Raw genomic sequence first — 15414 nt, 5'->3', positions numbered from 1 at the left:
CTCGGTGCTCGCCCGCCTGCTGGACCTGGCGAAACAAGGCGGCCAGGACTACAGCCTCCTTCTCAACCGCTTCGGCCTCGAGCGCCTGCTGGACCGCCTGACGAAGTCGCGGCATGCCGACCGCTTCCTGCTCAAGGGCGCCCTGCTCTTCTCGCTTTGGTACGACGAACCTCATCGGCCAACGCGCGATGCCGACCTGCTGGGCTTCGGCCCGGATGACGCTGAACATCTCGCGACGGTCTTTCGCGAGATCGCAGCGATCGAGTTGGACGACGGCATCGTGTTCGACCCCGACTCCGTGCGCGTCGATCCCATCCGCGAGGACAACGCCTACGGCGGCAGCCGCATACGCTTGGTCGGCCACGTCGGCAACGCGCGCTGCTCCTTGCAGGTCGACGTCGGGTTCGGAGACGCCGTCACGCCCAGCCCCGAGACCGCTCGCTATCCCGTCCTTCTCCCGGACTTCGACCGCCCAACGCTTCGCGTCTATCCGGTCTACACCGTCATCGCCGAGAAGTACCAAGCCATGGTGACGCTCGGCGCGGCGAACAGCCGCGTGAAGGACTTCTACGACCTCTGCATGATCGCCAGCCGCACCTCGCTGGATGGGCAGACGTTGGCTCGCGCCATCACGGCGACCTTCACACGGCGCATCACGGAGATCCCTGCCGAGCCGCCGCTCGCCCTTCGGCCCGCTTTCTCCAACGACTCCGCCAAGCAACAACAGTGGCGCGCGTTCTTGTCCCGGAACCGCCTCGGAGAGATTGAACTGGCGGTCGCAATCGAGCTGCTCTACGCTCTGCTGTGGCCACCGACGCAGGTCGCCGGCAGCGCGTCCGACGCCACCGCACGATGGGACGCAGCCCTACTGAAATGGGTCTAGCGAACAAGGCTTCGGGCTGTGACGGATCTGTGCCATGACTTCGAAAAAGCACCCCAAAAATGGCACGTTTACGGCACAAATGGCCCTCACCAAAATGCCACTTCCGAGCCACCCACCCGACTCGACTGTTAATCCGCAGGTCCCTGGTTCGAGCCCAGGTCGGGAGGCAAGAAACCAAGGCCCGCAACGTGACTCCCGTTGCGGGCCTTCCCCCATCAAGAAGCGGAGTAAGCGCCGGAGTAAGCGACGCTCAACAGCAGGGAGTCGGACAGGCCGAAGCCACCGTTCCGGTGCAGACCGTGCCCGCGGGCTGGGTCGACCGACGCGGGGCTGACATCAGCTCGCCAACGCACTCAGGCATCGATGCGCAGTTCGTGCGTGGCCAGCACGCGCCATTCGTCGATGGCGACCGTCTTCGACGAGCGCACCACGGCCAGGCGGTCAAGTACCAGGCGCTGTCCGAGCCACTCGCGCTCGATTGCAGCGAGCACATCGCGTTCCAAAGCCTGCGGGCTCGCATCACCATACGCCAGGCTCAGATGCGCGTAGGGCGACAGGCCCTCGCGGCTGCCATTGCAGCGCGCCGCGTGCGCCTGCAGCGCATCGAACGCGGCCCCGGCGTCGAGACGCAGCACCAGGCAGCGGAAGAAATGGGGGCTGTGTTCAAGACCTGTGACACGCGCCTGCAGCGCGGCCGACTGCGCCGCCAGCGCATGCGTGTCGTGCACCAGGGCCTCGGGTGAGCGCGCCAGGTCTCCCTGCACGGTGACATGCGGCCCGAAGGCCATGCCGCAGAAGCGTGGCGCCAACGACGCCACGAGTGCAGCCAGCGCCCTTTCCTCGGATGCGCGCGGCAACAGCCAGATCGAGTACTCGGCGGCCATTCGCAAGCGCTACAGCGCCGGTGTCGACAGCGGCCCGAGCAGCCGGCGCAGCGGCGCCGCGAGCGCCGGCGTGCAGGCCAGGATCGGGTTGCCGGCGTGCAGGGCGTCCCCGGTGAGGAAGTCGCTGACCCAGGCACCGGCCTCGGTCGCGATGCAAAGGCCCGCGGCCACATCCCAGGAGTTGACGTGCGATTCCCAATAGCCGTCGAAGCGGCCGTCGGCCACATAGGCCAGGCCGAGCGCGCCGCTGCCGAGCCGGCTGTACTCGAAGTCGTTCGCCAGCAGGCGCTCGATGCATTGCAGGTGCCCGGCCGCGGGCCGTCGCCGGCTGTAGCCCAGGTTGATGCGAGCGCGGCCGGCCTCGCTGCACGACGACACCTGCACGGGCGCGCCGTTGCGGGTGCAACCATGGCCGCGCCGGGCAACGTAGAACTCGTCGAGTGCCGGTGCCAGGATCAGGCCGAGTTCGGCGCGCGAACCCACCACCACGCCCACCGACACGCACCACAGCGGCAGGCCGCGGGCGAAGTTGTCGGTGCCGTCGATCGGGTCGATCACCCACACAGGCGTGTCACTGCCTACCGTGCCGTGCGCGCCGCCCTCTTCCCCGATCACCGCGTCGCCGGGAAAGCGCTGCGCGATCGCGTCGACCAGATGCGCTTCGACCTCGCGGTCGGCCACGGTCACCGGATCCTGGAGGCCCTTGCTGGCGGTCACCAGGTCGGTGCTGCGAAAGTGCCTCATGGCTCGTGCGCCCGCCTCACGCACGAGGGTCGTGGCCAGATCCAGACGTGAAGCCAGGTCGTCGGGGTTCATCATCGGTTCTCGCAGCGCCTTCGATTGCGGACGATCGGCAGACACGTCATTTTCCGACCTGTGCCAGCACATCGGCCTTGAGGAAATGCTCGACGAAGAGCATGAAGCCCACCGAGGGCACCAGCAACAGCAGCGCCGTGATCGACGCGATCTGGTAGTTGCCTTCGAGCGCAGCGTTGAGCATCGTCAACGGCAGCGTGCGCACGTCGGGCACGCCGACGAAGTAGGTGCCCGAGAACTCGTCCATCGAGATCAGGAACACGAAGATCGCGCTCGCCAGCAGCCCCGGCGCGGCCTGCGGCAGGGTGACGGTCACGAAGGCTCGCAGCGGCGAAGCGCCCAGGTTGCGAGCCGCCTCCACGGGTTCGCTGCCGACGGCGGCGAACGCGGCCGAGGCGATCCACACCGCGAAGACCAGGCCTTGGATCGCATGCACCAGCATCACGCCCCAGATTGTCCCGGCAAGGCCGAGGCCATAGAACATGCGTGCCACGTTGATGTGGACTGCGATGCTGGGCACCGCCTGCGGCAGCAGGAAGACCAGCAGGAACAGGCTGCGCAACGGCAGGTCGCGCTTGGACAGCGCATAGCCCGCAGGAATGGCCACCGCCATGCTCACCACCACGGTCAGCAGCGCGATCACGAGGCTGGTCGTTAGCGCGGTCATCGCCGCGGCCTCGGGCCGGAACACGCGCGTCCAGAAGGCGAAGCCCCAGCGCACCGGCAGCTTCGCCGGGAAATACCAGGCCTCGGCCACGGTCCAGATCAGCATGTTGAGAATCGGACCGAAGATCGCCAGCGCCAGCAGCACGACGAGCACCGCGCGCACGCTGGCACCGACGAGGGCGGTGGCTCGCAATGACGCGTTCATGCGCTGGCGCGTGTGCGCGCGCCCTGGCGCAGGTAGAACCAGGCAGCCACGCCGCTGAAGGCGAACGAGACGAAGCCGAGCGCGTTGGCAACGCCGTAGTCGGCGTACGAGGCCACGCGCCACGCCATGTCCACGGTGATCAGCGTCGGCGTTCCGGCAATGATCATCATGGGCACCGACAACGCCGAGAGCATGGTCACGAACGACAGGATCAGCGCCACGAGCACCGTGGCCTTGACCTGCGGCAGCACGATCTCGACCAGGATGCGCAGGCGTCCCGCGCCCAGGCCGCGCGCCGATTCGATCGTCGAGCGATCCAGCGACGCCATCGCGCCAGCGATCAGCAGCGCTGCGAATGGCATCTGTTTCCACACGAAGGTGACGACCACGCCACGCCAGTCGAGCATGCTGAAAGCTTGCAGCGGCTCGATCACGCCCGCGGCGACAAGGCTGTTGTTCAGCATGCCGTTCTTGGCCAGGAAGGTGCGCATCAGCTGCGCGGCAACGACGAAGGGAATGAACAGCGGCCAGCGGTAGATCCAGCGCAGCGCCGCCAGCGTGCGCGGGCTTTCGCCCAGTGTCAGGTAGCCGGCCACGGCAATGGCGAGCACTCCCACCAGCGCGGTGGCCATCACGGTGACCCCCGCGGTGAGCGCGATGTCGGCGGCGTAGAGGCTGAAGGCCTTCTCGAAGTTGCCCAGGCCCCAGGCACCACTGGCCTCAATGCGAAAGGCGAGCAGCAGCGACTGCGCCAGCGGGTGGACGAAGAGCAGCGCCACCATCACCAGCGCCGGCAACAGCAGGAGCACGAGTGCCGGCATGACGGCTATGGCGTTCAGTCGCGGGTCCCGGTGGCGGCTCGGGCCGCCATCAGTTCTGCACCTGGGTCTCGTACTGCTCGCGCAGGTCCTTGAAGAAAGGCGCCAGCGGGAAGGGCTTGCCGTAGCTCGCCAGGTCGGACGGCGTCACGTCGGTGAACAGCTGGTTCCAGATCTTTTCGTCGAGCGCCGGCTTGACGACGCTGGCATCTATGCCGGGGTACCAGTTGAAGCGCTTGACGATGCCCTCGGCCTGCACCTGCGGGCTGGTCGCCAGGGCAATGAACTTCTTCGCCATCTCGGCGTTCCTGGCCTTGGCAGGGATGGCGTAGTAGTAGGGCTGTCCCGGCATGCCCGGAGCCAGGATCTTGAGCTTCATGTTCGGCGGCAGGCGGCCGTCGGCCTTCCAGCTCTGGAACATGTCGACCCACACCGGACCCATCGCGATCTCGCCGCGATTGAGCATGTCCAGCGTGCCGGCGTTGCCCGGAGTGAAGACGACGTTCCTGTTGAAGTCCTTCAGCTCCGCGAAGGCCTTTTTCCAGCCCGCTGCGGCCTGGGCGTTGTACGGGCCCTGCTGCACTGTCTCGGCGTTGCCGCCGTAGGCATAGACCCACCCGACGACGAAGGCCACACCCGACATGCCGCCCTTGATGCCGTTGTAGCCGAAGGCCTTGGGGTTCTTGGACACCCAGGCGCGCAGTTCGTCGTAGGAAGAGGGCACCTGCTTGACCAGGTCGGGGTTGTACGCGATGGCGGTCTGGCTCTCGAACATCGGCATCACGTAGCCGTCGACATCCACACCAAGCGCCTTCTTGCTCGACTGGCTGATGGCGAACTTGCCGGTCGGGATGCTGTCGCGGTACTTGGCCAGCAATCCGTCGCGAACCATCTCCCCGGTCTTCTGCTGGTTGGGCACGACGACATCGACATCCCAGACCGCAGCGCCGGCAGCCTTCTGCGCCGCCAGCTTCTCGATGATCTTCTGCGAGCCGGCGTCGTCAGGGCCGACGCCGACCACGCTCACCTTGACGCCGGGGTTCTGCTTCTCGAACAGCGGTCCGAGGTAGTCGGTGACGTAGTCCACCATGTTCTGCGAACCACCCGTGATGACGTTGAGCGTGGTCTGCGCGCCGGCGCCCGGCGCCAGCGCGGCGAGGGTGATGGCGGCTGTCATGTGGAAGCGGCGTAAGAGCTTGTTCATGGAATCTCCTCGGATCGGTTGCGAGGGCTTCGGGGCTTGGCGCCCGGTCATGGAGGCGCAGATGCGTCGCGGGCATAGACGTGCAGTGCCTGCGCCGGCACGCACACGGTGACCGCTTGATCCGGTGCTAACGGTTCCGGATGGTCGACCAGGAATTCGCCGCAGCCGGTGCGCACGGCACAGCGATAGCGCTCGCCGAGGTAGCTGACCTGATCGACGACGCCCGCGAGATGCAGGGCGTTGTCTCCGGCCGCGGCGCCTCGGGCGCCGGCGCGCACCAGCGACGCAGCCTCGCTGCGGAAATGCACGCATACAGCGCCGGCTCCATGGTCAGGCAGCCGGGCCACGTGGGCGCCGGCCAGGCGCGCGGGCGGCTGCGCCGGGATGCGCAGGTCGAGCGCGCCGGCGCTGAGCGCACCCTCGGCCTCGATCACGTTCTCGGCGCCCATGAACGCTGCCACATGCGGCGACGCCGGGCGCTGGAACAGTTCCTGTGGCGTACCCTGCTGGGCGATGCGGCCCTGGTCGAGCACGACCACGCGGTCGGCCATCGACATCGCCTCCTCGCGGTCGTGGGTGACCAGCACTGCGGTGACGCCGAGCTTGCGCTGCAGCGAGCGGATCTCGTGCCGCATCTGCAGCCGCACGCGCGCGTCCAGGTTCGACAGCGGCTCGTCGAGCAGCAGGATCTTCGGCTCGATGGCAAGCGCGCGCCCCAGCGCCACGCGCTGGCGCTGCCCGCCGGACAGTGCGTCGACGCGGCGAGACCCGTAGCCCGGCAGGCCCAGCATCGAAAGCATCGCCTCGACGCGCTCGGCGATCCTGTCCCTGGGCACGCCGCGCAACTTGAGGCCATAGCCGATGTTGGCGGCGACGTTCATGTGCGACCACAGTGCGTAGGACTGGAACACCATCGCGATGCCGCGCCTCTCGGGCGGCAGCGCGGTGATGTCGCGACCGTCGACTCGGATGCGACCGGACGCGGCCGGCATGAAGCCCGACAGCGTGCGCAGCAGCGTGGTCTTGCCGCAGCCGGAGGCGCCCAGCAGCGCGACGAACGCGCCGCGCTCGATCGCCAAGTCGATCCCCTTCAGCACCTCGGTGCTGCCGTAGGCGACATGCAGCGCTTGGATGTCGATGATCGGTTGCGGGGCCATGGCGGGGTGCGCGGTTGAACGCACTGGGCGGTGCAAGCTGTCGCCGCAGTATTTCCAGCCGGTGGCCGAACGCTGAAGAGGGTTATCACCGATGACGCACACAAGCCGAACGGCCACGCCCGGACGCTGCCTGCCGCCGGCACGCCGCGCGCTGACGAGCATCTCCCTGCGATCCCGCGCGACGCTCCGATTGGGCTAACCTGCCCCGGTGCGCAAAGCCATCCCGTTCGTCATCATTCTCACCCTCGTCTGGGGCACCAACTGGCCGCTGTTCCCGCTCGCCGTGCGCGAAGTGTCGGTGTGGACATTCCGCGCCGTGAGCCTGGTCAGCGCAAGTCTCGTGCTGCTGGCGCTTGCGCGCATGCGCGATGAATCGCTGCGCATCCCGCGCGCGCACTGGGCGACGATGGTGATGTCGTCGTTGGCGTACTTCTTCGTCTGGAACGTGGCCAGCACCTATGCGGCCGTCCTCATTCCATCAGGGCAGGCAGCCATCCTGGGATTCACCATGCCGCTGTGGGCGGCGTTGATCACGTGGACACTGCTGGGCGAGCAGCCCGCCGTTCGGGTGCTGGCCGGTCTGGCCTTTGGCGGCCTGGGCGTGGCGCTCCTGATCGTGAACGGCATCGATGCGTATGCCAAGGCTCCGCTCGGCTTCTTCCTGGGGCTGCTCGCCGGCGTCGGTTGGGCGGTGGGCACCGTCATCATCAAGCGCAACCCGGTGCCGGTGTCGCCGCTGGTGCTGACGGCGTGGCAATTGCTCATTGCCGCGGTACCCATCGTCATCGGCGCATTCTGGTTTGCCCGCGACGCCATGTGGTTCGTGCCGTCGACGACAAGCATCCTGATCATTGCCTACATCACCCTGGTCCCCATCGCCATCGGCAACGTCGCCTGGTTCGCGATCGTGGGCATGCTGCCTGCGAACGTCGCCGCGATGTCGGCGGTGATGGTGCCGGTGGTGGCCATGGTGTCCGGCGCCATCGTCCACCGCGAGCCGCTGGGAGCGGTGCAGTGGGCCTCGATGTCCTGCTGCGCGGTTGGCCTCGCCCTGGCGCTGTTCAAGCCGGCGACGGCGGCCTGACCGGCACCCGGAACGTCCACTGCGGCGCATCCGCCGATTGACTGGGCCGATCGACCCGCGGCGATCTTCGGCAGGTCCTGATTGCCTTCGGACCACGCACGCGCCAGTGTCAGCGAGGCGACTCTCCACCGTCATACGTTTCTGCGCTGTTCAAGTTCGAAGGCGGTGCAGCGCCCACGGCCTCACGCGGCGCGCTTCGTCTCGGGGTACGGGTACACGCCCGAAGTGCCCGCGACGAACGACCAGCAGGCACCACGTCCGGCAGCGAATTCCGCAATGGAATGCGGTCGAGGCCCTCCGCCCACCGGCCGCATGTCGGCTTTTGCACGTCGATTTCGATAGTGCTTCCTGGGGGCGCCGAGATCGCGCGCCCCGAAAGCGGTATCGCGCCGGCCCGACCCCTGCGGACGGAGAAGGCGTCGATATGTCTACCCTCCTACTTGACGACTGATGGACTCAGAATGAAGCACACCTTGCAAGCCTTGATCGTGGTCGCTGCCTGCGGCGCCGGTGCGGCGCATGCCGCGCAAGAGACGCACAACGCCGGCACCACCGGCATCGAACCCCATGCCGATACCTTGACCGCCTTCAACTTTCCCAAGATCACCTACACCTTCGGCGGCAGTGCAGCGCACACGCAGCAGGAAGCCGACAAAGCCGCCACGCCCGGCATCGACGTGGAGGCCGGAACGACGACCTGCCTGAACTTTCCGAAGATCACCTTCATCCACGCGAACGCCCACCCTGCGGGCGGGGTCAGCTCCGGGTCGACGGCGTCGAGCGCCACGGCCTGATCGCGCAACGATCGTGACAACGGGCGCCTCGGCGCCGTCGCGCGAGGTGTTCAGCCTGCAGCGGCCAGCGCGTAGTCGATGGCCGCTTCGCGATCCATCGCGCGCCCGGCCTCGAGCTCGTGCTCGTGTTCAGCGGGTTCGAGCGCGCGCCGCACATCGGCCAGTGCGTCCTCGTAGGCGCGCTTGACGGTGCCCGACAGTTCGGCAGGCGCGGCCTCGGCCCCCAACACGCCGGCCAGCCGCGCCGCGACGCGCGGTTGGCCGCAGGCAGCGAAGGCGATCATCAGCTGCGCGAGGCCCCGGGTCACGCCTGGCGATGTCGGATAGTTGCGGTACATCGGCAGGCTCTGCCGGAACAATGCCAGCGCCTGAGCCGGATCGTTTCGCCGCAGCGCCAGGAAGCCTTGCTGCGCCAGGCTGCCGGCGATGTCGAAGGTCGACTCCACCTCGCGGTACAGCGCCAGGCTCTGCGTGAGCAGTTGCTGCGCAAGCTCGAACTGGCCACGACGAATGGCGATCGTGCCGAGCAGTGCGCGGCCGTGGCCGATGTAGAGCTTGTCGCTGCCGATCTTGGCAATCTGCGCTTCGCATTCGGCAACCATGGCCTCGGCCGATTCGTCGCGTCCCATCAGCGCCTCGTAGCCTGCATAGCAGATCAGCGCCTGGGCGAGCAGGAAGGCCCGGCGCCAGGGGTCCTCGATGCGCCGGCCGTGAGTCAGGCTGTCTTCGAACAGCCGCGCGGTCGCAGGGTCGCGCCGGCGCGTGTCGATGTAGCCCATCCACATCAGCGACCAGGCCAGACCCTCGTCGAAGCCGAGCGGCCGAGAAGCTTCGATGCACTGCTCGCACAGCTGACGTCCGAGCGGCGGGTCGAAGTTGGTGGCCAGCATGCCCGCGCCATAGAACGAGCGCGCGTAGTGGATCGAGGGCGCCCGGCCTTCGCGGCGGAAGGCTTGTGCCAGCCGTTCCTGCCAGCCGACCATCTCCTTCCAGTGCATGTTCTTGTACCAGAAGCGTGTCAGCGAGCTGAACAAGCGCAGGCCTTCTTCGGCGTATCCGGAGCGCAGAGACCACTGCAGCGCGAGCCGGAAGTTGTCGAGCTCCGTCTCGGCACGCGCGTGCCAGCGCAGCTGCTCCGCGCGCGTCAGCAGCGGCCGGATTCGCTCGGCCAGCTCGCCGCAGTAGGCCAGGTGGCGGCGGCGGGTTTCCTCGAGCTCGTCGGCGATCAGCAGCTTCTCCAGCCCGTACTGCCGGATGGTCTCGAGCAGCCGGTAGCGCGGCTCGTCGCCCTGGGTGTCGAGCACGACCAGTGACTTTTCGACCAGCTGGGCCAGCAGGTCGAGCACCTGGCCGCGCACGATCGGCGGCGCGCTGCACACGGCCTCGGCACCGTCGAGCGTCCAGCCACCGGCGAACTGCGACAGCCGTCGCAGGAGCAGGCGCTCGGGCTCGTCGAGCAGCTCATGGCTCCAGTCGATGAGCGAGCGCAGCGTCTGGTGACGCTGCAGCCCCGTGCGCCGGCCGCGGGTCAGGAGCGCGAAGCGGTTGTCGAGGCGCTCGGCGAGCTGCTCGACGGTCAGCGCGCCGACCCGCGCCGCGGCAAGTTCCAGGGCCAGGGGAATACCGTCGAGCTGGTGGCACACGCGCGCCGCCGCGCCCAGGTTCGCGACGGTCAGGCGAAAGCCTGGGGCCACGGCCTGCGCGCGCTCGACGAACAGGCGGCTGGCCGGATAGGCCAGGAACTGGTCGATGGAGCCAGCGGCCTGGGGCGGCGCGGTGCGCAACGACGGCAGCCGCCAGGCCACCTCGCCGGCCACGCCGAGCGCCTCGCGGCTGGTCGCGAGCGTGCGTGTGCCGGCGCTGTGCCGCAGCACCTGCTCGGCGAAGGTCGCGCAGCGCTCGATCAGGTGCTCGCAGTTGTCGAGGATCAGCAGCATGCGCCGGCGGCGCAGAACATCGAGCAAGGTGTCGAGCAGCGGCCGCGTCGCCTCCTCGTGCACGTCGAGCACGCTGGCCACGGTGCGCACGACCAGCGATGGGTCGGTCACCGGCGCCAGCTCGACAAAGCAGACGCCGTCGGGGAAGCCGGCGATGACGCGGTCCGCGACCTCGAGCGCCATGCGCGTCTTGCCGACGCCGCCGGCACCGACCAGGGTCAGCAGGTGGGTATCGGCAAGCAGGGCCAGCACCGCGGCCAGGTCGTCCTCGCGGCCGATCAGCGTTGGCTTGTTGGCCGGCAGGCCATGGCCCGCGGCAGGCGGTGCGACGACTGCTGCGGGGCCTTCGTCCAGCGGCAGCGAAAAGCGGTAGCCACGACCCGGCACCGTCGCCAGCGCCTGCGCCCCGAGCAGCTTGCGCAAGCCGGACACATGCTGGCGCAGGTTGTTCTCCTCGACCACGAGGCCGGGCCAGACGCGCGCCAGCAGCTCGTCGTGCGGCACCACGCGCTCGCGCTCGGCGACCAGCACCAGCAGCAGGTCGAAGGCGCGCCCGCCGAGGGCCTGCGGCACGCCGTCGGCCAGCAGCAGGCGTTGCGCCGGCCGCAGTTCAAAGCGCCCGAAGCGGTACGCCTGCGGGGAGGCTGGGGTTGTCGACATCCTGGCGCCGAAGATTAACGCGCCGTCGGTTTTCACAACGATTCACGGCGCCGAGATGGCGGCCCCAGGGCGCGCTGGACAGACTGCGGGCAGCCGATCCCGGCATCACCCCATGAGGAATGACCCATGAATGCACCGACGGACCTGAACGCCTTGAAGACCCGCCATCAGGCCGCCTGGGCCAGCGGCGACTACGCCGTCATCGGCACCACGCTGCAGATCGTCGGCGAGCACCTCGCCGAGGCCTGCGACCTGCGCACGGACGAGCGCGTGCTCGACGTGGCTGCCGGCAATGGCAATGCCACGCTGGCCGCGGCGCGCCGAGGCTGCATCGTGACGTCGACCGACTACGTCGGCAGCCTGCTCGAACGCGGCGCCGAGCGCGCCCGCGCCGAACGCCTGCAGGCCACCTTCCAGGTCGCCGACGCCGAGGCCCTGCCGTTCGACGACGCCAGCTTCGACGCGGTGCTGTCGACCTTCGGCGTGATGTTCTCGCCCGACCAGTCGCGCGCCGCCGCCGAGCTGGCGCGCGTGTGCCGCCCCGGCGGCCGCATCGGCCTGGCGAACTGGACGCCCGAGGGCTTCATCGGCCAGGTCTTCAAGACCCTGGGCCGCCACCTGCCGCCGCCGGCGGGCGTGCAGCCGCCATCACGCTGGGGCGTCGAGGCCAACCTGCACGCCCTGTTCGGCGAGACGGCCGGCGCCATCTCGGTGACGCCGCGCATCTTCAATTTCCGCTACCGCTGCGCGGCGCACTTCATCGACGTCTTCCGCACCTGGTACGGCCCCATCCACAAGGCGTTTGCCGCGCTGCCGGCCGACGCTGCGCAGGCCCTGGAGCGCGATCTGACGACGCTGCTGACGCGCATGAACCGCGCCGGGGGTGCCTCGCTGGTCGTGCCCAGCGAATACCTCGAGGTCGTCGTCACGCGGCGATGAACACCATGGTCACCGCCGCGATCGACGAGCGCCCGGTCCTGCCGGCCGTGCCCTTCCACCGCGAAGCCGGCAGCGGTCCGGGCGTGGTCTGCATCCACTGCAACGCGAGCAGCTCGTCGCAGTGGCGGCCGCTGATGGACCGGCTGGCGCCGCGCCACCGCGTGCTGGCGCCGGACACCCACGGCGCCGGCCGGGGTCCGGCCTGGCCGACCGACCGCCCACTGACGCTGCACGACGAAGTGGCGCTGCTGGAGCCGGTGTTCGAGCGCGCCGGCGCGCCGTTCGCGCTGGTCGGCCACTCGTACGGCGCGGCCGTCGCGCTGCTCGCCGCATTGAAGCAGCCCGAGCGGGTGCACGCGCTGGTCCTCTACGAGCCGACGCTGTTCGCGCTGGTCGATGCCGCAGCGCCGGCGCCGAACGCGGCCGACGGCATCCGCGACACGGTGGCGCGGGCCGCGGCGGCCCTGGCCGCCGGCAATCGCGGCGCTGCGGCCGAAGCCTTCATCGACTATTGGATGGGTGCCGGCGCCTGGGCCGCCAAGCCCGAGTCGCAGCGCAGCGCGATCGAGGCCGCCATCGTCAACGTGCAGGGTTGGGGCGAGGCGCTGCTCGGCGAGACCACGCCGCTCGCCGCCTTCCGGGCGCTCGGGATGCCGGTGCTGCTGATGCAGGGCTGCGAGACCCCGCCGTCGGCGCGCGCGGTCGCCACGCTGCTGGCGCGCACACTGCCGCGGGTCGAGACGATGACCTTCGAGGGCCTCGGCCACATGGGGCCGATCACGCACCCGTCGCTGGTGGATGCGGCGACCGACGAGTTCCTGCGGCGCCACCTCGCGCCTTGAGCGGACACCGCGACACCGCAGGCTTCGGCCCGCGGGAAGCACCTGCGTTCCATGACGCCGCAAGCCGGCTCCTCGCGACGCTATATTGGCCGCTGTTCAAGGGCCTTCATCGAAAAGGGTCGCGAGGTGCCTTCCGCAGGTCTCGTCTGGATCGCGCTCGGCTGCATGGCGATCGGCGCAGTCGCCGGAACGCTGGCGACGTGGCTCTTCGTGCGGCGGCGCGCGCGCGGTCGCGCCAGCCCTGTCGGCGACGAGCGCGCGCTGATGCGCACGCTCATCGACCTGATGCCCGACTACATCTATGCCAAGGATGCCGCGGGAAGGTTCGTGCTGTCCAACCTGGCCAACGCGCGCGTGATGGGCGCGAAGTCGCCGGGCCACCTCATCGGCAAGACCGACGCCGATTTCTACTCGCCCGAGATGGCGGCCAAGTTCCGTGCCGACGATGACTCGGTGCTGCGCGGCGAAGCGCTGCGGGAGAGCGAGGAGCTCGCGACCGACTCGGTGGCGGGCGAGGCACGCTGGCACCTGACGACGAAGCTGCCGGTGCGCGGCGCGCACGGCGAGGTGATCGGGCTCGTGGGGATCACCCGCGACATCCATCGCCGCAAGCTCGCCGAAGACGAGATCCGCCGCCTGAACGCCGAGCTCGACCAGCGCGTCAGGGACCGCACCGCGGAACTCGCGGTCGAGCGCCACCTGCTGCGCACCTTGATCGACAACATGCCCGACGCCATCTACGCGAAGGACACCGAGTGTCGCTACATCCTGGTCAACCTGGCGACGGCAGCGGGCGTGGACGCGACGCCCGCCGAGATGCTGGGCCGCACCATCTTCGACTATTACCCGCCCGAGCAGGCGCAGCGCTTCTTCGACGACGACCGCGAAGTGATGCGCTCGGGGCGCGCACTCATCGGCCGCGAGGAACCGGCTCTCGACCGCAGCACCGGCGCCCAGCGCTGGATGCTCACGACCAAGGTGCCGCTGCGCGACGACGACGGGCGCATCGTCGGCATCGTGGGCATCAGCCGCGACATCGGCGAGCTGCGGCGCGTGCAGGAACTGCGCGTCGCCAAGGAACGCGCGGAGGCGGCCAACGAAGGCAAGAGCCGCTTCCTCGCCAACATGAGCCACGAGCTGCGCACGCCGCTCAACGCCGTGCTGGGGTATTCGCAGATCCTCATGCGCGATGAAGCGCTCTCCGAGCGGCAGCGGCAAGGGCTCGCGACGATCCAGAACAGTGGCGAGCACCTGCTCGCGCTGATCGACGACATCCTCGACCTCGCCAAGGTCGATGCCGGCCGGCTCGAGCTCTGTCCCGAGCCGCTGCTGCTGCCCGAGTTCGTGCGCGTGATCGATGACATCATCCGCGTCGAGGCGATCGACAAGAAGCTCGCCTTCCATTGCGACGTGCCGACCGACCTGCCGGCGGTCATCGAAGCCGACGAGAAGCGCCTGCGCCAGGTGCTGCTCAATCTGCTGAGCAACGCCGTCAAGTTCACCGAGGCGGGCGCTGTGGTCTTGCGCATCGCGGCGACGCCGCGCGACGGGGGCATGGCTCGCCTGCATTTCGAGGTGCAAGACAGCGGACCGGGCATCGCCGCCGACCAGCACGAAGCGATCTTCCATCCTTTCGTGCAGGGCGGGACGCCGCACGGGCGCGCCAGCGGTACCGGCCTCGGGCTCACCATCAGTCGCCAGCTCGCGCGCCTGATGGGCGGCGATCTTCTGCTGGAGAGCGAGCCTGCGCGCGGCAGCCGCTTCTGGTTCGACATCGACGTGCCCGTGCTCGGCGAACAAGCCGCGGCACACCGGCCACAAGGCATGGTGAGCGGCTACGAAGGGCGTCGCCGCACGGTGCTGATTGCCGACGACGTGCCTGCCAATCGTGGCGTGCTCGTCGACCTGATGGGAGCGCTCGGGTTCAGGCTCGTCGAGGCGCAGGATGGGCAGGCACTGCTGGTGTCGGCGCAGACGCACCGCCCCGACCTCGTCATCAGCGATCTCGTGATGCCGGTCATGACAGGGCTCGAGGCCATCGAGCGGCTGCGACAGCTTGCGGGGCTGGACCAGGTGCCCGTGATCGCTGTCTCGGCCAACGCATCGGGCCGCGACGAGACGCGCAGTCTCGCGGCCGGCGCGACTGCCTTCCTGCCCAAGCCCATCGCGATCGATCGGCTGCTGGCCAAGGTCGGCGAGCTGCTCGGACTGCGCTGGACGTACGCCCCCGGCCCCGTCGCCGCGCCGGACGAGCTGCCGCTGGTCCCTCCGTCGGGCGAGGAGCTGATAGCGCTGCATCGGCTGGCCAAGGTGGGCCACATGCGCAGCATCCGCGAGTACGCCAAGCGGCTCGGCGAGCAGGACGAACGCTATCGGCCGTTCACCGACCGGCTGCGCTCGCTGGCCGATCGCTGCGAGTCGCGCGCGATCGTCGAGCTGATCGAGCGCTACTGCGAAGGATCGTAGAAGCCGGTCGGACTGGGCTTGCGCACGGCCCTCACCCTGCCCCGCTCCCGCACGCGGGA

The 15414-nt window shown here is 69.0% G+C and carries 13 protein-coding genes; 6 read left to right on the top strand and 7 right to left on the bottom strand.

The window, feature by feature from the left end:
- Positions 1-4: 4 nt before the first annotated feature.
- A complete protein-coding gene (locus tag P7V53_RS07645; RefSeq protein ID WP_280154889.1) occupies positions 5-883 on the top strand; it encodes a nucleotidyl transferase AbiEii/AbiGii toxin family protein in 879 nt (292 codons plus the stop codon).
- Positions 884-1236: 353 nt separating this feature from the next.
- On the opposite strand, the gene P7V53_RS07640 is transcribed toward P7V53_RS07645, so the two are convergent.
- From P7V53_RS07640 to P7V53_RS07615, 6 genes are read right to left on the bottom strand one after another with little or no spacing between them, the layout of a single operon-like run.
- The gene (locus P7V53_RS07640; RefSeq protein WP_280154888.1) at positions 1237-1767 is read right to left on the bottom strand and encodes a 2'-5' RNA ligase family protein; all 531 of its coding nucleotides are present in this window, start codon (positions 1765-1767) and stop codon (positions 1237-1239) included.
- A 9-nt stretch (positions 1768-1776) separates the two neighbouring features.
- The gene (locus P7V53_RS07635; protein ID WP_280154887.1) at positions 1777-2628 is read right to left on the bottom strand and encodes an inositol monophosphatase; all 852 of its coding nucleotides are present in this window, start codon (positions 2626-2628) and stop codon (positions 1777-1779) included.
- Between the two features lies 1 nt (position 2629).
- The gene (locus tag P7V53_RS07630; protein WP_280154886.1) at positions 2630-3454 is read right to left on the bottom strand and encodes an ABC transporter permease subunit; all 825 of its coding nucleotides are present in this window, start codon (positions 3452-3454) and stop codon (positions 2630-2632) included.
- Complete coding sequence (locus P7V53_RS07625) at positions 3451-4275, bottom strand: ABC transporter permease subunit (protein WP_280154885.1); 825 nt, start codon at positions 4273-4275, stop codon at positions 3451-3453. The genes P7V53_RS07630 and P7V53_RS07625 overlap by 4 nt, the downstream gene beginning before the upstream one ends.
- A 49-nt stretch (positions 4276-4324) precedes the next feature.
- Entirely contained in the window at positions 4325-5476 is a 1152-nt protein-coding gene (locus P7V53_RS07620) for an extracellular solute-binding protein (protein ID WP_280154884.1), read from the bottom strand.
- A 47-nt stretch (positions 5477-5523) separates the two neighbouring features.
- Positions 5524-6633, bottom strand: coding sequence for an ABC transporter ATP-binding protein (locus P7V53_RS07615; protein ID WP_280154883.1), 1110 nt, complete (start codon positions 6631-6633; stop codon positions 5524-5526).
- Positions 6634-6841: 208 nt separating this feature from the next.
- Between P7V53_RS07615 and P7V53_RS07610 the strand changes: the two genes are divergently transcribed.
- Together P7V53_RS07610 and P7V53_RS07605 are read left to right on the top strand one after the other, a co-directional pair.
- Positions 6842-7717, top strand: a complete 876-nt coding sequence (locus tag P7V53_RS07610; protein ID WP_280154882.1) for a DMT family transporter — start codon at positions 6842-6844, stop codon at positions 7715-7717.
- A 461-nt stretch (positions 7718-8178) separates the two neighbouring features.
- Positions 8179-8511: a hypothetical protein gene (locus P7V53_RS07605; RefSeq protein ID WP_280154881.1), complete on the top strand. Its 333-nt coding sequence runs from the start codon at positions 8179-8181 to the stop codon at positions 8509-8511.
- Positions 8512-8561: 50 nt separating this feature from the next.
- Here the strand turns inward: P7V53_RS07605 and P7V53_RS07600 are convergent, their stop codons facing one another.
- Positions 8562-11144 (bottom strand): winged helix-turn-helix domain-containing protein, encoded by a 2583-nt coding sequence (locus tag P7V53_RS07600; RefSeq protein ID WP_280154880.1) that lies wholly within the window; start codon positions 11142-11144, stop codon positions 8562-8564.
- Between the two features lie 90 nt (positions 11145-11234).
- Here P7V53_RS07600 and P7V53_RS07595 point away from each other — a divergent pair, with 90 nt between their 5' ends.
- From P7V53_RS07595 to P7V53_RS07585, 3 genes are all read left to right on the top strand, one after another.
- Positions 11235-12047, top strand: coding sequence for a class I SAM-dependent methyltransferase (locus P7V53_RS07595; protein WP_280154879.1), 813 nt, complete (start codon positions 11235-11237; stop codon positions 12045-12047).
- Positions 12044-12889, top strand: a complete 846-nt coding sequence (locus P7V53_RS07590; RefSeq protein WP_280154878.1) for an alpha/beta hydrolase — start codon at positions 12044-12046, stop codon at positions 12887-12889. Before P7V53_RS07595 ends, P7V53_RS07590 begins: the two co-directional genes overlap by 4 nt.
- 126 nt (positions 12890-13015) lie before the next feature.
- Positions 13016-15355, top strand: coding sequence for a PAS domain-containing sensor histidine kinase (locus P7V53_RS07585; protein ID WP_280154877.1), 2340 nt, complete (start codon positions 13016-13018; stop codon positions 15353-15355).
- Positions 15356-15414: the final 59 nt, after the last annotated feature.

The organism is Piscinibacter sp. XHJ-5 (assembly GCF_029855045.1).
Classification (GTDB): Bacteria; Pseudomonadota; Gammaproteobacteria; order Burkholderiales; family Burkholderiaceae_C; genus Albitalea.
This window is presented reverse-complemented; position numbering and strand designations above follow the sequence as displayed.